The 22,774-nt window shown below is 37.0% G+C and carries 22 protein-coding genes and 1 tRNA gene; 18 read left to right on the forward strand and 5 right to left on the reverse strand.

The genetic code is table 11. The features are described 5' to 3' along the window. Nucleotides 1–52: 52 nt before the first annotated feature. The 6 genes from JOE44_RS10315 to JOE44_RS10340 all read left to right on the forward strand — a co-directional run bounded on the left by JOE44_RS10315 (nt 53) and on the right by JOE44_RS10340 (nt 8,108). Complete coding sequence (locus tag JOE44_RS10315) at nt 53–568, forward strand: DUF2975 domain-containing protein (protein ID WP_209785524.1); 516 nt, start codon at nt 53–55, stop codon at nt 566–568. 1 nt (nt 569) lies between these two features. Next, the gene (locus JOE44_RS10320) at nt 570–773 is read left to right on the forward strand and encodes a helix-turn-helix transcriptional regulator (RefSeq protein WP_002980904.1); all 204 of its coding nucleotides are present in this window, start codon (nt 570–572) and stop codon (nt 771–773) included. A 256-nt stretch (nt 774–1,029) separates the two neighbouring features. Further along, complete coding sequence (locus tag JOE44_RS10325; protein ID WP_209785525.1) at nt 1,030–1,902, forward strand: ABC transporter ATP-binding protein; 873 nt, start codon at nt 1,030–1,032, stop codon at nt 1,900–1,902. Nucleotides 1,903–1,904: 2 nt separating this feature from the next. After that, nucleotides 1,905–5,123: a M1 family aminopeptidase gene (locus tag JOE44_RS10330; protein WP_209785526.1), complete on the forward strand. Its 3,219-nt coding sequence runs from the start codon at nt 1,905–1,907 to the stop codon at nt 5,121–5,123. 120 nt (nt 5,124–5,243) lie between these two features. Continuing rightward, the gene (locus tag JOE44_RS10335; RefSeq protein WP_209785527.1) at nt 5,244–5,684 is read left to right on the forward strand and encodes a MarR family transcriptional regulator; all 441 of its coding nucleotides are present in this window, start codon (nt 5,244–5,246) and stop codon (nt 5,682–5,684) included. Between the two features lie 6 nt (nt 5,685–5,690). After that, nucleotides 5,691–8,108 carry a TonB-dependent receptor gene (locus JOE44_RS10340; RefSeq protein WP_209785528.1) on the forward strand — a complete coding sequence of 806 codons (2,418 nt, stop codon included), beginning with the start codon at nt 5,691–5,693 and terminating at the stop codon, nt 8,106–8,108. Between the two features lie 150 nt (nt 8,109–8,258). On the opposite strand, the gene JOE44_RS10345 is transcribed toward JOE44_RS10340, so the two are convergent. Next, nucleotides 8,259–10,517 (reverse strand): polyribonucleotide nucleotidyltransferase, encoded by a 2,259-nt coding sequence (locus tag JOE44_RS10345; RefSeq protein WP_209785529.1) that lies wholly within the window; start codon nt 10,515–10,517, stop codon nt 8,259–8,261. A gap of 436 nt (nt 10,518–10,953) precedes the next feature. On the opposite strand from JOE44_RS10345, the gene JOE44_RS10350 reads away from it, so the two are divergent. Both JOE44_RS10350 and JOE44_RS10355 read left to right on the forward strand, forming a co-directional pair. Then, entirely contained in the window at nt 10,954–12,375 is a 1,422-nt protein-coding gene (locus tag JOE44_RS10350) for a sugar MFS transporter (RefSeq protein WP_245169754.1), read from the forward strand. Nucleotides 12,376–12,496: 121 nt separating this feature from the next. Then, nucleotides 12,497–12,856 carry a DUF4260 domain-containing protein gene (locus tag JOE44_RS10355; protein WP_209785531.1) on the forward strand — a complete coding sequence of 120 codons (360 nt, stop codon included), beginning with the start codon at nt 12,497–12,499 and terminating at the stop codon, nt 12,854–12,856. A gap of 304 nt (nt 12,857–13,160) precedes the next feature. On the opposite strand, the gene rpsO is transcribed toward JOE44_RS10355, so the two are convergent. Then, nucleotides 13,161–13,430: a 30S ribosomal protein S15 gene (gene rpsO / locus JOE44_RS10360; RefSeq protein WP_034692246.1), complete on the reverse strand. Its 270-nt coding sequence runs from the start codon at nt 13,428–13,430 to the stop codon at nt 13,161–13,163. A gap of 173 nt (nt 13,431–13,603) precedes the next feature. On the opposite strand from rpsO, the gene JOE44_RS10365 reads away from it, so the two are divergent. From JOE44_RS10365 to JOE44_RS10400, 8 genes are all read left to right on the forward strand, one after another. Then, on the forward strand, nt 13,604–14,152 hold the full coding sequence (locus JOE44_RS10365; RefSeq protein WP_209785532.1) for a pyruvate decarboxylase: 549 nt from the start codon (nt 13,604–13,606) through the stop codon (nt 14,150–14,152). A gap of 261 nt (nt 14,153–14,413) precedes the next feature. After that, nucleotides 14,414–14,569 (forward strand): hypothetical protein, encoded by a 156-nt coding sequence (locus tag JOE44_RS10370; protein WP_165791689.1) that lies wholly within the window; start codon nt 14,414–14,416, stop codon nt 14,567–14,569. Between the two features lie 160 nt (nt 14,570–14,729). Continuing rightward, entirely contained in the window at nt 14,730–14,870 is a 141-nt protein-coding gene (locus tag JOE44_RS10375; protein ID WP_209785533.1) for a hypothetical protein, read from the forward strand. 35 nt (nt 14,871–14,905) lie between these two features. Next, complete coding sequence (locus tag JOE44_RS10380; RefSeq protein WP_164976668.1) at nt 14,906–15,052, forward strand: hypothetical protein; 147 nt, start codon at nt 14,906–14,908, stop codon at nt 15,050–15,052. Nucleotides 15,053–15,204: 152 nt separating this feature from the next. Continuing rightward, nucleotides 15,205–15,354, forward strand: coding sequence for a hypothetical protein (locus JOE44_RS10385; RefSeq protein WP_158521347.1), 150 nt, complete (start codon nt 15,205–15,207; stop codon nt 15,352–15,354). Between the two features lie 346 nt (nt 15,355–15,700). Next, nucleotides 15,701–17,023: a magnesium transporter gene (mgtE, locus tag JOE44_RS10390; RefSeq protein WP_209785534.1), complete on the forward strand. Its 1,323-nt coding sequence runs from the start codon at nt 15,701–15,703 to the stop codon at nt 17,021–17,023. A gap of 26 nt (nt 17,024–17,049) precedes the next feature. Then, nucleotides 17,050–17,790 (forward strand): helical backbone metal receptor, encoded by a 741-nt coding sequence (locus tag JOE44_RS10395; RefSeq protein ID WP_209785535.1) that lies wholly within the window; start codon nt 17,050–17,052, stop codon nt 17,788–17,790. A 48-nt stretch (nt 17,791–17,838) separates the two neighbouring features. Beyond that, entirely contained in the window at nt 17,839–18,306 is a 468-nt protein-coding gene (locus tag JOE44_RS10400; protein WP_209785536.1) for a cupin domain-containing protein, read from the forward strand. Between the two features lie 50 nt (nt 18,307–18,356). On the opposite strand, the gene JOE44_RS10405 is transcribed toward JOE44_RS10400, so the two are convergent. Then, nucleotides 18,357–18,806, reverse strand: coding sequence for a GAF domain-containing protein (locus JOE44_RS10405; protein ID WP_079240912.1), 450 nt, complete (start codon nt 18,804–18,806; stop codon nt 18,357–18,359). 14 nt (nt 18,807–18,820) lie between these two features. After that, the gene (locus JOE44_RS10410; RefSeq protein WP_105683909.1) at nt 18,821–20,248 is read right to left on the reverse strand and encodes a nicotinate-nucleotide adenylyltransferase; all 1,428 of its coding nucleotides are present in this window, start codon (nt 20,246–20,248) and stop codon (nt 18,821–18,823) included. Between the two features lie 54 nt (nt 20,249–20,302). Here JOE44_RS10410 and JOE44_RS10415 point away from each other — a divergent pair, with 54 nt between their 5' ends. After that, a complete protein-coding gene (locus tag JOE44_RS10415) occupies nt 20,303–21,070 on the forward strand; it encodes an MBL fold metallo-hydrolase (RefSeq protein ID WP_209785537.1) in 768 nt (255 codons plus the stop codon). A 92-nt stretch (nt 21,071–21,162) separates the two neighbouring features. Next, nucleotides 21,163–21,242: transfer RNA gene (locus JOE44_RS10420), tRNA-Leu, on the forward strand. On the opposite strand, the gene JOE44_RS10425 is transcribed toward JOE44_RS10420, so the two are convergent. Next, nucleotides 21,196–22,770: a recombinase family protein gene (locus JOE44_RS10425; RefSeq protein WP_209789160.1), complete on the reverse strand. Its 1,575-nt coding sequence runs from the start codon at nt 22,768–22,770 to the stop codon at nt 21,196–21,198. The genes JOE44_RS10420 and JOE44_RS10425 overlap by 47 nt on opposite strands. Nucleotides 22,771–22,774: the final 4 nt, after the last annotated feature.

Here is a 22,774-nt window from a genome sequence, read left to right on the forward strand (position 1 = left end):
TTGTTTTACGATAATTAATTATACATTTGCAATATCAATTATGCTTCATACCATGAACCAGACTAAAATTATTTCAAAGATTTTATTTTATATCTGCTCCTTACTTTCGGCCGGATATCTGATCACTTTTGTGTATGCTTTATTCTGTCTGAGCAGCGGATTTGCAGTTACGCCCTATAAAAACGGAAAGTTCCTTCATATCAATTATCCGTTTACGGAACAGCCGTTTCTGAATATCGAAAACAATTATCCTTATATGATTTTTTCCTTTATGTTGGTACTCATCACTTATGGAACCTTTTTCTGGTTATCAGCCAAAGTTTTCAAAGTATTTTTCCAACAGAAGCTGTTTACTCAGGAAAATATCAATCAGCTTAAGCAATTTTACCTGTATAATATTTTCATTCCCCTTCCACTGGTGATTATCGCGAGTTTCTTTGTGGAAGTAGAAAGTATGATATGGGGACTGGTGTTTATTCACTTTATGCTTGGAATTTTCTGTTTGTTTCTTGCGAATATCTTTAAGCAAGGACTACATTTGCAAAACGAACAAGACCTATTTATTTAAAATGCCAATTATAGTCAACTTAGATGTGATGCTTGCCAAAAGAAAAATGCAGAGTAAAGAATTGGCAGAAAAACTGGGTATCACGCCCGTCAACCTCTCTATTCTGAAAACCGGAAAAGCCAAAGGTGTCCGCTTCGATACCCTTGAAGCCATCTGTAAAATCCTGGAATGCCAGCCGGGAGATATTCTTGAATTTAAAGAGTAGACGGGATTCGGGTTTGAGTTTGAGCGTCGGAGGATTGGAGGGTTTGAGAGTGTGAGAGTTTGAGTGTAAGAGTGTTTGAGCATGGTATCTGAAACTTCCACTTCTCTAACTTCTAACTTCTAACTTCTAACTTCTAACTTCTAACTTCTAACTTCTAACTTCTAGCCTCCTGCTTCTAGCTTCCAGCCACTAATTTCTAACTTCTAAAATCGCTGCCGAAAGGCCGCCTGTCCTTCTATTCCCCAAACACAACGTTATGAATACACTATCCATCAACAACCTCAGCCTCACCTATAAAAATGGTTTCCAGGCTATTAAAAACATTTCACTGGACATCAAAAACGGAATGTTCGGACTTTTGGGTCCCAACGGAGCCGGAAAATCTTCTTTGATGAAAACCATTGTCGGACTTCAGAAACCGACTTCCGGAACCCTGCTTTTCAATGAAGTAGACATCATCAAAAATCCGGATTATATCAAACAGAATCTTGGATTTCTCCCACAGGATTTCGGGGTATACCCAAAAGTTTCTGCCTATGACCTGTTGGAACATATTGCCCTATTAAAAGGCATTACTGATAAAAACAAACGCAAAAATCAAATTCTGAATCTTCTTGAAAAGGTCAACCTTTCTGATTTTGCTAAAAAAGAAGTCCACACTTTTTCAGGGGGAATGAAACAGCGTTTTGGGGTTGCTCAGGCTTTATTAGGAGATCCGAAAATCATCATTGTAGATGAACCCACAGCAGGATTGGATCCGGAAGAGCGCAACCGTTTCAATACGCTGCTCAATGATATCAGCCAGGATGTAATAGTTATTCTGTCTACCCATCTTGTTGAAGATGTCAGAAACCTCTGTTCGGAAATGGCAGTGATGAATAATGGACAAATCCTCAGACAAGGAAATCCCGGAAAACTTATTGCAGAACTGGAAAACAGAATCTGGTCAAAACCCATTCACAAAGACGAACTGGAAACCTATGGTTCCAGCTATGAAATCATCAGCAGACAGCTTTTGGAAAGAGAGCTTCACATCACGGTATTCTCTGAAGAATATCCGAAAGACTTCAGTTCCGTAACTCCTTTGCTGGAACACGTTTATTTCCACACACTCACCCAAAAACCTTAATCATGAACACTTTATTTTTATTCGAAGCCAGACGCAGTACCAAGCACTGGCTCACCTATCTTGTGGCCTTACTTTTGGTGGGTCTTGGCATGTTCTGCGGCAGTCAGTTCAATCTTTCAGTAGGAGATGGAATTTACTTAAACTCACCGTATACCATTGGTTTTATGATGGGAATGCTGAGTCTTGCCGTTATTTTTTTCGCTACCGTGTATGCATTACAATTGCTTTTTAAAGATCAGGATTCAAAATTTGACAGTATTCTGTTTTCGTTTCCTTTTTCAAAATTCACTTATCTGAAAGGAAAGTTCTGCACCTATTTTCTACAGACGTTTTTAAGTTTTTCTTTCTTAATGACAGGGTTTCTCATCGGGCAAATTATGCGTACCGGAAGCGAAATGCAGGAAGGCGTGAATATCATTTACTACATCTACCCTCTATTAATTTTTGGTCTTATCAATAGCCTGTTTGCCTGTAGTTTTCTGTTTCTCATTTCTTCTGTAATAAAGAGAAAATTGCTGGTAGTAGTGGGCGGTCTGCTTTTGTATGTGTTTTATATGATTATTTTGTTGTTTTCCAATTCACCATTTATGGCGGGAAGCCTTCCCCAGCCATTGGAAACACAGCAATTTTCAGCTTTGATAGATCCGTTTGGATTGTCATCTTATTTCATGCAGGCTCGTGACCTTACGGCTCATCAGAAAAATATGCAGATTGTTCCTTTTACAGGATACCTTTTGTTCAACAGACTTTTATTTTTCATCGTATCTGCTGGGCTTCTCTTCGTTTCATACAGATTATTTTCTTTCTCCAACACTTCCGGACGAAAAGTAAAAACACTGGGAAATACTCATCTCTTATCTGAAACAAATACCTCCGAATACTCCATTGTGACCCCAAGTTTCAATGGGCAGAGCTCATTTCGATCTGTGATCTCTTTTACGAAAACGGATCTCACCTATCTGTTCAAAAGTATTGCTGTTCCTGCTGTTTCTATTATTTTACTATTTTCTGTTGGAATGGAAATATATGCCGAAATTGAAAAGGGAATTCGTCTACCACAGAAATATGCAGGTTCGGGACTTATGTCAACAACCATCTCAGAAAATTTTCATCTGATAGGTCTCCTTATTTCAGCCTATTTTCTAAACGATATGTACTGGAAAAGTTCATCTTCAGGATTTTTTCTGATTGAAAACAGCACTTATTTTTCAAAGAACAGGTTGACTGGACATTTTATTTCAATCAGCTTGTTATTGTTTTTCTTCACTGGAATTCTAATTATTCAGGGAATAATCTTCCAGGCCGCTTATCAGTATTTTCATATAGACTGGAAGGCTTATCTGGGTGTTTTTCTTTTCAATACTTTCCCGCTGATTCTCTTTTCCGGATTTATCCTTTTGATTAATGACCGGATTCCCAATAAATTCATTGCACTGGGGATTTCCATTCTCTCAGTTTTTGTATTGTCAGGGCCGGTTTCCGGAAAGTTGATCTCCTACCCGCTTTTCAGAATATTTTCTGATTTTAAAGGGACTTACAGTGATTTTAACGGGTATGGAATCTATGAACAGGCTTTTGCACAAAGACTTTTGTCTGGAGCAGGCGTGATCAGTATTTTATGGATACTCAACAGCCTTGTAAAAATAAAAAAAGTACCAATTATCGCTTCTGGTATTGCTGTTTTTCTGTTGATCTCAGGAATCTTTGCCGGAATATTATTTATGAAAGGATATCTGCCTAACAATGAAGACCAAGCTATCTTAAGCTCCGCAGCATATGAAAAAAACTATCGGAAATATGAACATCTTCCACAGCCTGATATTGCTGATATTACCACAGAAATCAAACTCTTTCCTTCTGAAAATGCTTATCAGATCATAGGGAAATATACCCTTAAAAACCAAACCAATCAGCCTATCAGTAAGGTTCTGATCAATTTCAATGAGGATTTACAACTTGAATCTGCTGCCATAACCTCAGGAACTGAAACAACAAAGATTCATAAGAACATCACGGAAGTTTCATTAAAACAGCCTCTTCTGCCTGGTAAAACAGCTTCTCTTGATTTTAAATTATCTTATCAATGGTTTGCAGTGAATGGCCATCAGTCTTTTAATGCCATTATTGAAGACGGATCTTTTATGAGAATCAGCAGATATTATCCTGTAATTGGCTACCAGAAAGATGATGAAATTCAGGATGAAAAGCAACGTAGTGCATTCAAACTGGGAAAGCTCACTGAATTGAAGAAACCGGAAGCCCCTGAAGTGGCAAAAAAAGATTTTATCAACCTCAATATGATTGTTTCTACAGAACAGGGACAGACAGCGATAGGAACAGGAGATCTTGTTAAAAAATGGTCAAAATCCGGACGTAATTATTTTGAATATAAAGCAGATCAGATTCCGTTCCGGTTTGCAGTTTCTTCAGCAGATTATAAAAATAAGAGCTTTAATTATAAAGGAATTACCATCAATATTTTTTACCATCATAAACATGCTGAAAATGTGAATCATCTTCTTGAAAATACCAAGCTTACCCTGGATTACTGTCAGCAGAATTTTGGAAAGTATCCTTTTAAAACCATCAGTTTTGCAGAAATTTCTTCTTTTACGCGAGGTTTTGCGGCTGCAGCTTACCCATCTGCGGTCTTTATGCCGGAAGACATGGTTTTTCATGCTAATATTCACGCAGACAAAAAGCAGGATGTCATCAATGAACTGGCCGGACATGAGCTTTCACATCTCTGGTGGGGAAACAGCCAGATAAATCCTGATGACAGAGAAGGTTCTGTGATGCTCACTGAAACACTGGCGATGTACACAGAAATGATGCTCTACAAAAAAATGCATAGTAAAGAAAAAATGAGGGAAAGAATTGAAGTACACCAACAGATCTATGAAAATGAAAAAGGTTTATCCGAAAATGTCCCGATCTATAAAGCCACCGGAGATGTTCCACATATTTCATATTCCAAAGGTGCTGCAGCCATGGTGGAATTAAGCAATCTGATAGGTGAAGACAAAGTAAACAGGGCATTGAAAAATTTCCTTACCCACAATCAGTATCCCAAGAAACCTACTTCATTGGATCTGATCAATGAGTTTTACAATGTTGCCCCGGAGGTCAGAAAAGAGATCGACAGATTATTCAAAACCGTAGAAAATATAAATTTTAATTCAGGTTCTACAAGCGCCTCAGCAAAAGCAAATATCAAATAATCAGGCTGCATTTTTAATGTATTTTTGAAAATATTTTTCAGGAGTTGTAACAAAGTAAAGTAATGATTTACTAATTAGTTGATATATCAATAATTGATACATCATTTTAAATCTGAAAGTATGGAAAAATTAAATTCAATTATATTCTACAACATAGACAAAGCAATCAGAGCCTACAGAAACTATGCTCAGCGCCAGCTGAAAGCCCATGGTTTTACCATTACGATTGATCAGTGGCTCATCATCAAAGCCATTCTGGAAAACCCGGGAATTACCCAGAATGAGATTGGTGATCTTGTTTTCAAGGACAATGCTTCTGTGACAAGAATTATTGATTTAATGGTAAAATCCGAATATATCACAAGACATGTTCATCCTGAAGACCGAAGAAAAACCCATCTGGAAGTGACAGATTCGGGGGCAAAAGTAATCAAAGAGGTTCAGAATATTGTAGAGAAGAACCGTACAACTGCTTTAAAGGGAATCAGCGAAAAAGAAATGGAAGTGATGTATTCAGCTTTACTGAAAATTTCAGAAAACTGTCTCACCCCTAAAAAGTAAAACGCTATGACCAGAATATTTTTACTCTTATTGGTCTGGATGCTGATGGTATGTACCAGCAGGTTTTCCGCCCAGCAGACCACGCAGAGTTTGTCTTTGTCAGGAAATATAAAATCCGGCAATGCAGAACAGATGGAGATCAATCTCTTTGATGCAGATCAGAAATTAATCAAAACAGAAATTGCGGATAGCAATGGTAAGTTTAATTTTAATGAGTTAAAAGAAGGAACGTATCAAGTAAAAATTAATAAAAACGGTTCGGAAGTCTATCATTCGGAAAATATTTTACTGACCGAAAACAAGACTCTTACAGCCATCGATTTGAGTGTAAAATCCATTGAAGGTGTTACCATTACGAAAACCAAACCTTTGATTGAAAGACAGGACGGGAAAATGATCATGAACGTTGAAAACAGCATTGCCAGTACCGGAAATTCTGCTTTTGAAGTATTGGAAAAAGCTCCCGGAGTGAATATCGACAACAACGATAATATCAGTCTGCGAGGGAAAGGAAATCTCCTGATTCAGATAGATGGTAAAAACACGCCCATGACCGGAAGTGATCTTGCCAATTATCTAAAGGGAATTCCTTCTTCCACTATTGAAAAGATAGAGTTCATTACCAATCCGTCTTCAAAATATGATGCATCGGGATCTGCAATCATTAATATTAAACTAAAAAAAGAGCAGAGAAAAGGAACCAATGGAAGTATTTCTACGTCTTTAGGAACAGGTAAATACGTAAAAAACAACAACAGCTTCAGCATCAATCACCGGAATAAAAAAATCAATATTTTCGGAAACTACAGCTTTGCCTACAGAGAAGCTTATAACGGTCTGGTACTGGACAGGAATTTCTATGAAAACAATACTTTTAAAAAAGCCTATGTACAGGACAATTATCTGAAATTCAAGTTCAACAGCCATGTTGCCAAAGCGGGAATGGATTATTATCTGAATGATAAGAATGTGCTTGGATTTTCTGTAGGATTGGTTTCGAACAAATTCAACATCAACGGCGATAATTCCAATGTGACACTGGGCAGCAGCCATCTTCCTGAAAGCTCATTCACCACCGTCAACAGATCGAATGACCGCTGGACCAATCTTTCATTCAACCTTAATCATAAATACACAATTGATTCTTTAGGATCTGATATTTCTACGGATTTTGACTACATCAATTACGCCAATTCTTCTTTACAGAGTTTTGATACAAGGACCCATCAAATCGCCAGCGGCACAGACCATCTGGATATTATCAAAGGTGATATGGATGGAAAACTAAATATTTATTCTTTAAAATCTGACCTTACCAAAAACTTCAGCAACGACTGGAAGCTGGAAAGCGGTGTTAAAACAAGTTTTGTAAAGACAGATAATGATCTGAAATTCTTCAATGCAACTTCCGGTACTCTCATTCCTGATCTTAATAAAACCAATCATTTTATTTATGAAGAAAACATCAATGCAGTGTACGGAAATGTCTCAAAAAAATGGGAAAAACTGAAAGCTACAGCAGGTTTAAGACTTGAAAACACCAATGTAAAAGGGACTCAAATTACCACCAATCAAATCAATAAAAGAAATTATACCCAACTATTCCCAAGTGCTGTTTTTGCATATGATCTGACGGATAAAAGCAACCTTGAAATCAATTTCAGCAGAAGGATTACAAGACCTAGCTACAACCAGCTGAATCCTTTCAAATTCTATCTTGACCCGACTACTCTGAGAGCCGGAAATCCAGATCTGAACCCGCAAATCACAATGAATTATGAGCTAACTTACAGCCTGAACAATAAGTATTTTGCCACATTAAGCTACAGCAAGACTTCCGACAACATTACAGATATCTTAAAACCTGTAACAGAAAACGGACAGATAGTAACGGTACAGACGATTGAAAACCTGAGTTCTGCTTCTTATTATGGCTTAAATCTGATCGCTCCGGTAAAAGTGACGAAATGGTGGGATATGAACAACAGTGCCAATTTCTACTATGGTTCCTATACCGGAAATGTTTCCGGAACACAGATTAATAACCAGGGTAATTTTACCTTCAGTATCAACAGTATTAATTCCTTTAAATTAGGAAATGGCTTCACTGCTGAACTTACCGGAAATTATAAGGCAAGGGAAGTCTACGCTTATCTGAATGCAAGCGCGAACTGGTACCTGAATATCGGGGCGCAGAAGAAGTTCAAAAACAACAGTGTACTGAAGCTTTCTTTCACCGATGTATTCTTTACCAGTAATCTCAAAGGACAGACGGTTTATAATGATTATATCGAAAACTTTGCCGTAAAAAGAGATACCCGTGTAGCAACCCTCTCCTATACCTATAATTTTGGTTCTTCTAAAAACGGACAGCCTAGAAAAACAGGAGGAGCTGAGGATCTGAAGCAGAGAGTGGGAAGTTAATAACTATAGTCATTGCGAGCCGAAGGCGAAGCAATCTCAATTTTGAAAATTTGAATAATGAGATTGCTTCAATGCTCTGCATTTCGCAATGACAAAAAAACAAAAATCCCTCAAAATTGAGGGATTTTTTATGTTTAAGAATGAATCTTATTAAGCTTCGTTAGAAGGAGTTTCGTTTTCCACTGGTCTTTCACCTTGTGGCTTTTGTCCTTCAGGTCTTCTTTGTCCCTCAGGTCTTCCTTGTCCTTCCGGTCTTCTTTGACCTTCTGGTCTACCTTGTCCTTCTGGTCTTGGAGGTCTTGGTAAAAGAACTTTACGGGAAAGTTTCATTTTCTTACGGTCATCGTAACCCATGAACTTCACTTCTACTTCATCACCTTCTGCATAAGGAACTTTGTCCAGACGAGCCCATTCAATTTCAGAAATATGAAGAAGACCTTCTGTTCCTTTAGCAATTGCTACGAATGCACCAAAGTCCATTACCTTCACTACTTTACCTTTGTAAACTTCACCGATAACCGGTACGAAAGTAATTTCGTTAATTCTTGCAACAGCAGCATTGATTTTCTCTCTGTCTGTTCCTGCAATCTCGATACGTCCGATCTCACCTAATTCTTCAATAGCAATAACAGTATCCGTATCTTTCTGCATCTGCTGGATAATTTTTCCTCCAGGCCCGATTACAGCACCAATGAAGTCTTTTGGAATCTCCATTACCACCATTTTCGGAGCGTGAGGCTTCACGTCTGCTCTTGGTTCAGAGATTGTTTCAGTGATTTTATTTAAGATGTGTAATCTTCCGTCTCTAGCCTGCATCAAAGCTTTTTCCATGATATCCATAGAAAGTCCCTGGATTTTAATATCCATTTGACAAGCTGTAATACCATCTGCAGTACCTGTTACTTTAAAGTCCATATCTCCAAGGTGATCTTCATCTCCTAAGATATCAGAAAGTACAGTGAATTTACCTGATTTTGCATCTGTAATCAATCCCATTGCAATACCTGAAACAGGTTTTGTAATCTGTACCCCGGCATCCATTAGTGCCAGTGTTCCTGCACAAACTGTTGCCATTGAAGATGAACCGTTTGATTCAAGGATATCAGAAACAATTCTGATTGTATATGGATTTTCTTCAGGAATTACGGCCTGTAATGCTCTCTGAGCAAGGTTTCCGTGTCCTACTTCTCTTCTTGAAGTTCCTCTTAGAGGTCTTGCTTCACCTGTAGAGAATGGAGGGAAGTTATAATGTAAGAAGAATTTCTCGTCATGCTGCGTGATTACGCTGTCTACCATGTTTGCATCTTTCACAGAACCTAAAGTTACCGCTGTTAAAGACTGAGTTTCACCTCTTGTAAACACTGCAGAACCGTGAGCTCCTGGAAGGTAATCAATTTCTGACCAGATTGGACGGATCGTTTGAGGATCACGGCCATCAAGACGGATATTGTCTTCAAGAATCATCTGACGCATAGCTTCTTTCTCTACATCATGATAATATACTTTTACGAAAGGTGTTACTCTTTCCAATTCTTCTTCATTATCAGCATATTGAGCAAGGAATTCTTCACGAACCGCTTTGAATTTCTCACCTCTCTCCTCTTTTCCAGATGGAGTTCTTGCTACTTCATATACTTTATCGTAAGTCTCTTTCCACACTTTTTCACGAATTTCTTCGTCGTGAGTTTCGTGAGAGTATTCTCTCTTAGGGAAAGCTTTACCTACTTTTTCTGCTAATCTTTCCTGAGCTTCAATTTGCTTTTTAATTTCAGCATGACCAAAATTGATAGCTTCTAACATTTCCTGCTCAGAAATTTCTTTCATTTCTCCTTCTACCATTACGATGGAGTCTTTAGTAGCTCCCACCATGATGTCTAACTCAGAATTTTTCAATTCTTCGTAACTTGGGTTGATAGAAAGTACTCCGTCAAATCTTACAACTCTTACTTCAGACATTGGTCCGTTGAAAGGAATATCTGTAATAGCAATAGCTGCAGAAGCTGCTAAACCAGCTAAATCATCAGGAATTGTTTTTCCGTCATAAGAAATTAATGAAATCATCACCTGAACTTCAGCATGGAAATCTTCAGGGAAAAGCGGACGTAATACTCTGTCCACCAAACGCATCGTTAAAATTTCTTGATCGGAAGGTCTTGCTTCTCTACGGAAGAAGTTTCCAGGAATTCTTCCACCTGCATAGAATTTTTCTCTATAATCAACGGTTAATGGTAAAAAATCTACACCAGGATTTGCTTCTTTATTGGCTACAACAGTTGCTAAAAGCATTGTTCCACCCATTTTTACTACCACAGATCCATCAGCCTGTTTAGCCAACTTCCCTGTTTCAATAGTGATTTCTCTGCCATCTGCAAGAGTAATCATTTCTGTAAACGCTTGAGGTATACTCATAAATTTGTCTTCTTAATACTCCGTATTGAGTATGAATTAATATTTAAACTCTTTAAATTTTCGTCTGCAAAGGTACTATATAATAATGATATATTAAATTTTTCGATTGCATAAATAGGCTCTTAAAATACAAAAAATTGGCTATCAATTGATGAGAGTTTCAAAGTTTATATCCTTAATGTCAACTTTTCTGTCATTTATAAAAATAAAAAAGTGTTTTTTTTAAAGATAATACATTGAAAAATCCAGTCGTTTTTGTATTATTGTCTCAAAAAATGAAAATAATACTATCCTATGGAGAAAGTATACATTTCATTATAAAAATCATTAAAATTATTGCAAAGACATAGGTGGATTCCTATATTTGCCCTACTTCACCAAATACAATGCTGTAGGCAAAAAGTTAAGGGCTATTCCTTAAGATAAATAAATGTTTATGATAAATAAAGAAGTACAATCTCAAAGCAGGAATTACACGGTTCCGTTGATTACCATCACCCTGCTGTTTTTTATGTGGGGATTCATCACCTGTATGAATGACATCCTGATCCCCTATCTGAAACAACTTTTCAATCTTACCTTTTTCGAATCCATGCTGGTACAGTTCTGCTTTTTCGGAGCTTACTTTATCGGATCACTGATTTATTTTCTGATCTCTATCACGAAAGGAGATCCCATTAATAAATTAGGATATAAAAAAGGAATCCTGTTCGGAATTTTTCTGGCAGCTTTAGGCTGTGTCCTGTTTTATCCGGCAGCTACTTTTTCGTATTACCCTCTGTTTCTGGGTGCTTTGTTTATTTTAGGGCTCGGCTTTACAGTACTTCAGATTACGGCCAATGCGTATGTTTCGCTGCTGGGAAGTGAAGAATCTGCTTCCAGCCGTCTGAATATGACTCAGGCATTCAATGCATTCGGAACAACCATTGCTCCGGTGCTTGGAGGTCACCTTATTTTTGAATTTTTCTCTTCTCCGGACGGATCTTTCAGCGCTGTAGCCACAAGAATTCCTTACCTTATTTTTGCAGGGATTCTTTTATTGGTCGCCCTATTGATCTCAAGAGTTAAGCTTCCTTCATTCCAGATGGGTGAAGAAGAAATTGTAAAAGGCTGGGGAGCGCTTGAATTCAGTCACCTGAAATTTGGAGTATTCGCCATGTTCTGCTATGTAGGCGGAGAAGTTGCCGTGGGAAGTTTTATCATCAGCTTCCTGGAACAGCCACAAATTATGGGCTTTAATGAAATCATCAGTAAGAATTATCTTTCTATGTATTGGGGCGGAGCCATGATCGGACGTTTTCTTGGTGCGATTTCTCTAAACCAGTCTTTGAGCCAGAGTAAAAAAGCTGTTTATATGTTAGGAGCTGCTGCTGCTGTTTTCCTTGTTATTTTCAGCATTGTAAACCTCACTTTCTCTCAGATCAGCTTTTTCATTGTATTTATTATTCTTAATTTCATAGCTTTCTTCATTGGTAAAGCAGCACCGGCAAGAACATTATCAATCTTTGCCGCAATTAATGTTGTACTATTGATTTCCGCAATGGTGAATCATGGTGAAATGGCCATGTACAGTATTTTAGGAATCGGAATCTTCAACTCTATTATGTTCTCTAACATTTATACCCTCGCCATTTCAGGACTGGGGAAATATACCAGTCAGGGATCATCTTTAGTGGTAATGGCTATTTTGGGAGGAGCTATTGTTCCTATTTTCCAGGGATACCTTGCAGATCAGTTTGGAGTACAGCATTCATTTATTATTCCTGTATTCTGTTATCTGGTGATTCTTATTTTTGGAGCTTACTGTACCAAATATCTTGGTCATGTAGAAAGCACTGAAGCCAAATCAGGACATTAAAATAAAATCAAATCAAAATGTATAAGCGGAATATCTCAAAGGTATTCCGCTTCTTTTTGGATCTTATCATGTAACTTTTCATTGAAAAAAGGAACTTATCTTATTAATAAACACCATTACAATGAAAATACAGTTAAAGCTTGAATACGCAGCATTTCTGTTGTTAGGAGCATATGCTTTTGCCCAGACAGGATATTCCTGGTGGTGGTTTGCAGGACTTTTCTTGGCACCCGATATTTCCATGCTGGGATATACGGTTAATAATAAAGTGGGAGCTTTTTGCTATAACCTTTTCCATCATTTTGGAGTAGCCATTGTGGTGTATCTTGCCGGAACAGCTCTCTCACTGCCCTATTTACAGATGATCGGAACAATATTATTTTGCCATTCTGCTTTTGACAGAATTCTGGGATATGGATTGAAATATCCTGATAGTTTTCAGAATACCCATTTGGGGAAGATTGGGAAAAAGGTTGAGTAAATGGATGCTGCAGAGAATTAACCACCCCGTCAAAAATTCTTTGAATTTTCGCCACCCTTCCGGAGGATGGGAATTATCACACCTTCAGTTGTGCTATTGGCTTAAGTTGTAATCTTTTTATGGATAATAAAAGCTGGATTCCTACGGAATGACACAATTCAAATAGAGTTTTAATTATTCAATTTGTCATTCCGTAGGAATCTCAACAAAATTGATCAGAACCTTCTGTGACTTTTGTGGTTATATTACAACTAAAAAAGCAACCTCTTTCGAAGTTGCTTTTTATTTTGAAAATCTTTATAGATTATTTTCTTAAACCTAGTTCAGCAATAATTGCTCTATATCTTGCGATATCTTTGTTTTTAAGGTAATCTAGTAAACTTTTTCTCTTACCTACCAATTTCACTAGAGATCTCTCTGTGTTGAAATCATGACGGTTAGCCTTTAAGTGCTGAGATAAGTGGTTGATTCTGAAAGTGAAAAGAGCGATTTGTCCTTCAGCACTCCCTGTGTCTTGTGCAGATTTTCCGTGTTTTGCGAAAATTTCCTGCTTTTTGTCTGTTGTTAAGTACATTCCAATATTGTTTAATGATTATTATGTAACGGGTGCAAAATTACGACTATTTTTTGATTCTGCAAACATTATTGATTTCATATATCAAAATTGATAGAAAAAAATGTTAAAAATTTCTTAATAAATTATATGCAATCCAACGAAAAGGCAGTAATTTTGCATTCGGATTACAAATGAAAAAAATTATATTCTTTACAGCGGTTACTACTTTTTTATTCATCGGATTTACTTCGGTAAAAGCCCAGAGGAATGCTGATGATAAAATAAAAAAAGTTCTATACTTCAATCCCGAGGTAGAACCTGATATTGATGAAATAAAAGACCCTACCAACAGTGCTTTCTTTGATGCAGTTACCGATAATTTTGGTGACAGAAGGAATAAAATGCTTCGTGCAGAAGTTCAGGTTCCCTTTGACAGTATTGATAAACAGACTATCGTAGACTACTGCCATAATAATGATGCAGACTTTGCCATTGTTTCCAAAGTAAGATATTTCAAAGTAGGTTTTGGAAAATATGTATTCTCCAACCAGGTGGTGGTCAGCATGAAACTTTTTGGTTCTGACGGAAATCTTGTAACCGAAACAGATCACGATACTTACCGAAAAAATATGCGTCTGCTGGGCTCTACCGTAAATTCTGTTAAACTAGGAACTGAAGGAGCCATAAAAGGAATCATTAAGAAACTGAGAAAATTAAAACCCACGGAAGCAGAGCTTTGAGTTTCGGGTTCAAGGTTTAAAGTTTAAGGTTTAAAGTTTAAAGTTTCAAGTTGGAATATAAGACCTTTATAGTCAATGGTCAATTTTGCTTCGCAAGTCAATTGTGAATTTTTATTCCTGGGGTAAGTAATGCGTACCAGAAAAAATTCATAATTCATAATTCATAATTCTTTCATAGCCCTTTTCCGGTAGAATATCTTTGTGTTTATCAACCATTTGAAGGCTTTCATTAATTTGGTTTTATCTTAAATCTAAATTATTATGAAAAATTCAAATTTAAAAAAGTTAAGCAGAGAAAGTCAGAGAGAAATCTTAGGAAGTATCATCCGTCTTCAGAAATGCCAGTATCATTTTGAATGTCCTGGCGGATCATGCTGTCATCGGGTATGCGTTGCTTATGCATGTCCGGAATTATAAAAATTTTCATGTTATACAGAGCACTTGTTTACTTTTACAAACAGGTGCTTTTTGTTTATAAAACGCTATAAATAATTGATTAACAATTAAATATTTTCACTAAATAATGATTTATTAAATATTTTTTACTATTTTAGTTCAACATTAAAACCAAAATCTCATGAAAAATTTAAAGAAACTCAGCAGGCAGGCTGCCAAACAAATTAACGGAGGATCCATGGAAAGATGCAGCGAAAGCAATCCATGTCCTGTAGGATATTGCTGCAATGGTATTTGTTCACCCTTTATCTGCCTTGAATAAAAGTACACCTAACAATCAACTATAAAATAAACATCATGAAAAATCTAAAAAAACTCAGCCGACAAGTACAGAAAGAAATCAAAGGCAGCGGACCTTTCAAAAGATGCACAGAGCATTATGAATGTCCGGGCGGATCATGTTGCCATAACATCTGTGTCATAAATCCATGTCCCCTGGAATAATATATGATCATTACAGACACCTGCAATTGTAGGTGTTTTTTATTTAAAACTTAAATAAAACATTGATTCATAGTAAAATATTTTCACTCACGAATGAATAATATAGAAATATTTACTATTTTAGTCTAACATTAATCAAAACTATAAACTATATGAAAAATCTAAAAAAACTCAGCAGAGAAGCTGCCAAACAAATTAATGGAGGTATCGGACCATTCAGATGCAGTATAACAAGACCTTGTTCCGTTGGATACTGCTGTAATGGAGAATGCCTTGATCATGACTGTCCGATAGAGCCTTAATCTTGCTATATTTGATTGCCATGAAAAATTCAAATCTTAAGAAGCTCAACAGGCTGCAGCAAAAAAACATTAAAGGAAGCGGAATAAAAAAGTGTGGTGACAATTCAGATTGCGGACCATACCAATGTTGTACAAATGCTGTTTGTATATACATTCCTACTTCAGAATGCGAACCAATGTAAAGAATATTGGAATTTAAAATTTAATTTTTGCACATCCGTTTCGGCGGGTGTTTTTTTTGCTCTTATAGTGAAGCATTAAACTTTAATTAATCCTTAATTTTGTCAGTTTATAGCTCAGTCTTAAAAATTTGAATTATTTTTGCATATCCAAAAAATTTCACGTTTTGAATTCTAGAGACGAACTTATCTTCAACCCTGCCGATATTGCCGAAACCCTCAGCGAACTTCCTGCTGATGAGAGGCTGCTCGCATTCCTGAAGGTTCCGAAAGAATACAAAGCAGAGGTTTTCTCACATCTTGATCCTGATTTCCAGGAAGATACCATCAGAAGTATCGGAAGCGATGAAGTTTCCGAAATCCTGAATGCCATGACTCCGGATGACAGAACTGCTCTTTTCGAGGATTTCCCGGATGAGCTTATCAAGTATTCCATCAACCACCTTAACCCTCAGGAAAGAAGAATTGCTTTAAAGCTTCTTGGATACAACTCGGATTCAATTGCCCGTCTGATGACGCCCTATTATATTCAGATCCGTAAGGAATGGACGGTAAAAAGATGTCTTCAGCAAATCAAAAAGGTAGGAAAAAGAGTGGAAACCATGAACTATCTGTATGTTGTGGATGAAAGAAACCGCCTCATTGATGACCTTGCTATCGGAACTTTACTTTTGGAAGAGGAAGATACTTTGGTTTCAGATATTACAGACAATCATTTTGTAGCCATTACTACCACTACCTCTAAAGAGGATGCGGTAACCTATTTCGAAAAGTATGACCGTGGCGCTCTTCCTATTATTACGGAAGCCGGTGTTTTGGTAGGAATCGTAACGATAGATGACATCCTAGATCAGATTGAACAGCAGAACACAGAAGATATCCAGAAATTTGGGGGATTGGAAGCATTGGATCTTCCCTATACCCAAACTTCATGGACAGAGATGATTAAAAAAAGGGCAACCTGGCTGATCATTCTCTTTGTTTCGGAAATGCTGACGGCTTCAGCAATGGGATATTTTGATAAAGAAATTGAAAAAGCCGTTGTTCTGGCCCTATTTGTTCCGTTAATTATTTCCAGCGGAGGAAATTCAGGATCCCAGGCTGCCACTTTGATTATTCGTGCGATGGCTCTTCAGGAAATCAATCTCAAAGACTGGTGGTATGTCATGAAAAAAGAGATTATCTCCGGATTATGTCTGGGGGCCATCTTAGGAATCATCGGATTTATACGAATTATGCTTTGGCAGCAGATAGGTCTTTTTGATTATGGCCAATATTGGGTATATGTCGGATTAAGTGTTTCTGTTTCTTTGATTGCTATTGTGTTGTGGGGAACGTTATCCGGTTCTATGATTCCGTTTGTTTTAAAGAAATTAAATCTTGACCCTGCTACCTCTTCTGCTCCATTTGTAGCAACATTGGTGGATGTTACGGGGCTTATTATCTATTTTACCGTAGCCGGACTTTTCTTAACCGGAAAACTTTTGTAATTTTAGGCATCATCTAACATGCCAATATGAAAATCGTTTCTCTTGTACCCTCTATTACTGAGGCTTTATTTGACCTTGGACTTACCGAAAATGAAGTAATCGGCAGAACAAAATTCTGTATTCATCCTCAGGATAAAATAAAAAATGTAGCTGTAATCGGAGGAACAAAAAATATCAATATTGAGAAAATTAAAGCGCTGCAACCGGATCTTATTCTTGCCAATAAGGAAGAAAATGTAAAGGATCAGGTAGAAGCTTTAATGGACGATTATAAAGTAATGGTAACCAATATTGACACGATTGAAGATAATTATTATTTGCTTAAAAATCTCGGAAAGCTTTTCGGAAAGGAAGACAGAGCACAGCTTTTCAATCTTAAAATTTATGATGTCCTGAATCAGGCAAAACTGGAAACTCCCGTAAAAGCAGCTTATCTTATCTGGAATAATCCTTATATGACCATTGGCTCAGATACTTTCATCCACAGAATTTTATCGGAAATTGGTTTTGAGAATATTTTCAAAGATAAAACCCGCTATCCTCAAATTACTGTTGAAGACCTGGCGGATGCTGATGTCATCATGCTTTCTTCTGAACCTTTTCCATTTAAAGAAAAACATATTCAGGAACTACAGGTTTTTTATCCGGATAAAAAGATTATGATCGTAGATGGTGAGGCATTTTCCTGGTATGGAACCCATATTGCGAAATGCGAGAATTATTTTAAAGAACTGCTGGCTGAAATTCATCTGATGCAGCAAAGCTAGTTTTTCAACCATCAACTTTAAACTTTAAACCCAAAACATTAAACTCACATGTCTGATACCATTATATTATCTGAGGGAGCCGAATTTGATCACGTTATACAGGAGGTTTCGAAATACATCAATCTTTATGTAATGGCGTTTGAAAAAAATGAACGCACCATTACACGTGTCGACAAACGTGAAAATATGTATGGAGGAAACGGAACTGTTTATATGCTGCAGATGTTTGATCAGAAAGAATTAGCCAATAATCGTTTAGCAGCCTATATGGTTTTATTGAACAAAGGGGACGAGTCTGGTTTTCATACGCACAATCAAAGAAATGAACAGGAATTGTATGTTGTTGTTCATGGAACCGGAGAATATAGAGAAAGAACAGGAACAGAGGGTTTCATACGTAAGAAAGCATTACAAAAAGGGGATATTACAGCCATCAGGTCCATCGGATATCATTCTGTGGAAAACACTGGAGGTGAACCCTTAATTATGTTTGTCATTACCACTAACAATCCATAAAAAACTCCGGCTCAATCAGCCGGAGTCTATATTTTATTGTAAGTTTTCAATTACAAAATCTTAGAAACTTCATTACAAAGCCATTCTAATAATTCACGGTCTTCCTTCGTGAAAGGATCAATGGTATGAGAATCAATATCAATCTGGCCAATGTTTTTTCCGTCTTTAAAAATCGGAACTACAATTTCAGCTTTTGTATCGATAGAACAGCTAAGGTAGTTGCTCTCTTCATGTACGTCAGGAACTACAAATGTTTCATTGGAAACTGCTACCTGACCACAAATTCCTTTACCGTAAGGAATAATGGTATGATCTGTTGGTGCTCCCACATAAGGGCCTAAAATCAACTCTTCCTTATCTCCGTTTTTGAAATAGAAGCCAGTCCAGTTGAAGTAAGGAATTTCCTGATCCAACAAGTGGCAAACTTTTTCAAGTTTTTCTTCTGTATTATGTTTAGGACTTTCAAGAATTGAGGAAAGTCTTTTCTTTAATTCTGACATTGTATATATATATTTTAAGAGAATTGTTTTAGGGAAAGTTCTTCTTTATATCCGAACATTCCACGCTCTTTAATCATTTCTGCTACACCTTCCGGAACCTGAGTTTCCCAACCTTTCACACAGCAGGCAATTTTTCTCAGTATTTCTCTGGAATAAATTTCCAGAAACTCCGGATTATAATTGGTAATATCAACAATACGGTTGTTGTGTTTGAAATATTTATAGAGTTCTTTCAGGTTTTCTTCTACTTTCAGGTTTGAAGAATCCAGCAACTGGTGGGTTTCAGGATCTTTATAAGGATACAGATATACTCTCATCCCGTTTCTGAAAAATTTCCCGAATGCCTCAAGGATTCCACCCGACAAATCTTTATAGTATTTCTCATCAAATACCATTAAAAGGTTGTTTACTCCCATTGCTACACCAATATCTCCACTGGTATAAGATGCAAAATAATCGATCAGTCTGTAATATTCAGAGAAGTTAGAAATAATAACAGTGTATCCCAGTTTAGCCAGAATATCAACCCTGTCAAGGAAATCTCTTTCGTCAATATCTCCGTCTGCTCTCAGATTGGAAATAGTAATCTCAATAAGAACTTCTGTTTCTTCATGGGTACAGATGGCATCTTTGAAGAACATATCCATCCCGTTTTTAAGCATGTCAATGTTTACTTTCGTTACCGGTCTGAAACTTCCTCTTACCGCAAAAATATTTTTCTTGTACAGTACATCTGCCGGAAGCATGTTACTTCCTTGAGAATTGAAGATTACTGCATCAGTCATTCCATTCTTTACCAATTGAAGAGACATCAGTCTGTTATCAACATAGGCAAAGGCAGGTCCGCTGAAATCAATCATATCAATTTCCAGGTTGTCTTTTGCCACATCATCGTATAAAGATTCCACTAAAGTTCTTGGGTTGTCAAAATAATTGAAAGCCCCGAAAATAAGGTTCACTCCCAGATTCCCTAAGGTTTCCTGCTGAAGAGTGGCATCATTTTCTTTGAATTTTACGTGAATTACGATTTCATTGTAATCTTCATTTTCTTTGGTCTGAAAACGAATTCCTACCCAGCCGTGGCCTTTTACAGTCTTGTCAAAATTAATGGTGGTTACCGTATTGGCATAAGAAAAGAATTTTCTGTCAGGATTATTATCCCTTGAAATCCTCTCTTCAATCAAAGCTACTTCATATCGAAGCATTTTGCGAAGTCTGTTTTGGGTAACATACCTGTTTTTTACTTCCTTTCCGTAGATGGCATCACTAAAATCTTTGTCATAAGCAGACATTGCCTTAGCAATCGTACCGGAAGCTCCCCCTGCTCTAAAAAAGTGGCGAACAGTCTCCTGCCCTGCTCCAATTTCTGCGAAAGTACCATAAATAGTAGGATCTAGATTAATTGTTAATGCTTTTTGTTTAGGAGTTAGTTTCTGATACATTAGGACATGAAATTTTTTGTAAATTTACCAAAATTAAACCAACCTCAAAACAAAATGAAGTTGAAATTTTTAGGAACCGGTACTTCTCAAGGTGTACCCGTTATAGGCTGTACATGTGAAGTGTGTACTTCAGAAAATCCCAAAGACAAACGTTTACGCTCTTCCGTGATGGTTACCACGGAAGAAAATAAAAAAATACTGATCGATTGCGGTCCGGATTTCAGGCAGCAAATGCTTACCAATCATGAACATACCGTAGATATTGCGTTGATTACCCATGAACATAATGATCACGTGATCGGACTGGATGATATGCGGCCACTGATTTTTAAGAGTGGAAAAGATGTTCCGCTCTACTGCTATTCAAGAGTGGCTCATGAAATAAAAAACAGGTTTCCTTACGCTTTTGCAGATGTAAGATATCCCGGTGCGCCCGCTTTTGAACTTCACGAAATTGAAAATAAGCCTTTTCAGGTACTGGATACGGAAATCACTCCTGTGGAAGTGATTCACTATAAGATTACCGTGTTTGGATATAAGTTAAAAAAACTGGCTTATATTACAGATGCCGGATTTATTTCTGAAACGGAAAAAGAAAAATTGAAGAATCTTGATGTCCTGATTTTAAACTGCATCAGAAAGTTTGATCCCCATCCTGCCCATTTTATCCTTCCGGATGTTATTAAGCTGTTCGAAGAGCTCAAACCTGAGAAATTATTTTTAACACACATCAGTCATCATTTAGGACTGCATGATATTGAAGATAAGCAGCTTCCACCCGGAATACACCTTGCCTACGATGGTTTGGAACTTAATTTTTAAAAAAATTCTTCAAAAAGCTTTTGAACATTGAAAAAACTTCCTATATTTGCACACCAATTTGAAACAAACACCATGTTTGTACTCAACATCAAGCCCAGGTGGCGGAATTGGTAGACGCGCTGGTCTCAAACACCAGTTCTTAGGAGTACCGGTTCGATCCCGGTCCTGGGTACAAGACCGGAAAGAGGTGATAATTCACTTTCTTTCCGGTTTTTTTTCGTACCTAACTCATTGTTTATCTGGTATATATAAGAGAGCAAAACATTGGGTCGGGTGGTTCGATAATGATTTTTTGAAAATTGCAATTTTTCAGGAAATATCGAACCAATTATTTTACGTTTTACCTCGATATCCCCATCAGTATAGACTTTCGCAAGGTCTACTAGGTTCGATAATGCTTGGTCTAGTAGTTTTTGAAAATCTATTTTCTTATTATCCTTTCCTTTAGTTAATTTAGCTTCGAGCTTTTCAATTTGTCCTTTACAGCCGGTCCTAATTTCAAGATAATCTTCATCATCAATTACTTCCTCCATCAGTTTATTTCTTGCCTGTTTCAATTTACTGTTTAAACGATCTATTTCTAATAGAATTGCTTTCCTTTCTCTTTGGGGATTATTGATTAATTTTTCAAAATTTTGCCTCAACACTTTTTTCAAATAATTTTTTATAGATGCGCGCATTTCCAATGACTGCAATATTTCTAAAAATTTAGAATTAATAATCTCAGATTTGTAACGGTATGAACACGGGGATTGGCAATGATAGTAATAATATTTATTTCCAGAACGTCCCGTAGAGGCACTGCCTGTAATCAAATGACCACATTCCGGACACAGAAGGAAACCTCTTAATGGCAAATTATCGTCAGACAGTACTTTTACATTAGGTCTGGCTGGATTCACATTTCCATCCATTATACATTGAACTTTTTCGAATAGTTCTTCACTGATCAAAGGTTCATGAATACTTTTAACAAAATGAGCCTCCTCTTCATTGAATTGCTCCACGTAAATTTTCCCACAATATGCGGTATTCCGTAAACTTGCAAGAAAGGCACTTATCTTAACTGACTTTCCTTCTTTTCTGTTCATCATATCCATGATTTGGCTCGCTGAATAAATGCCTTTGGACATTTCATTAAATGCCCATTTCATATTGGAAGCTTCCGGTTCCTTCGGAATTACATACTTTTTCCCGTTTTCCGTTATTCTGTTAGCGTAGCCATAAGGTGCCCTTCCCATTAATCTGCCTTCTTTTTTAGCACGGCGCATTCCATAATAAGTATTCAGAGCGCGCCTGTCGTTTTCAACTTCCGGTGCAGCAAGATATATAGCCAGCATCATTTTATTTTCAGGAATTGAAAGATCTAAAGGTTGCTCAATGGCCTGCGGTTCAACGTTAATTTTCCTAAGTATGTTAATCATTTGATACGCATCGCCAGCGTTCCTGCTGAAGCGATCCCATTTTGTAAAAAGCAGCAGATCCGTTTTTGAGCTTTTTTTCTTTAGCGTATCCAGTAATTTAATCCACTCTGGCCTGATAAAAGTCTTGGCTGAGTAATCTTCATAAATGATTTGACCTACTTTAATGTTATTGTTTTCACAATAACGTTTTAATCGTTCCTCCTGATCTCTTTGCGAGTATCCCTTATCTGCCTGCTCATCAGTTGACACACGGATATATAAATCGGCTTTTTTCATATAT

The organism is Chryseobacterium sp. PvR013 (assembly GCF_017833095.1).
Classification (GTDB): Bacteria; Bacteroidota; Bacteroidia; order Flavobacteriales; family Weeksellaceae; genus Chryseobacterium; species Chryseobacterium culicis_A.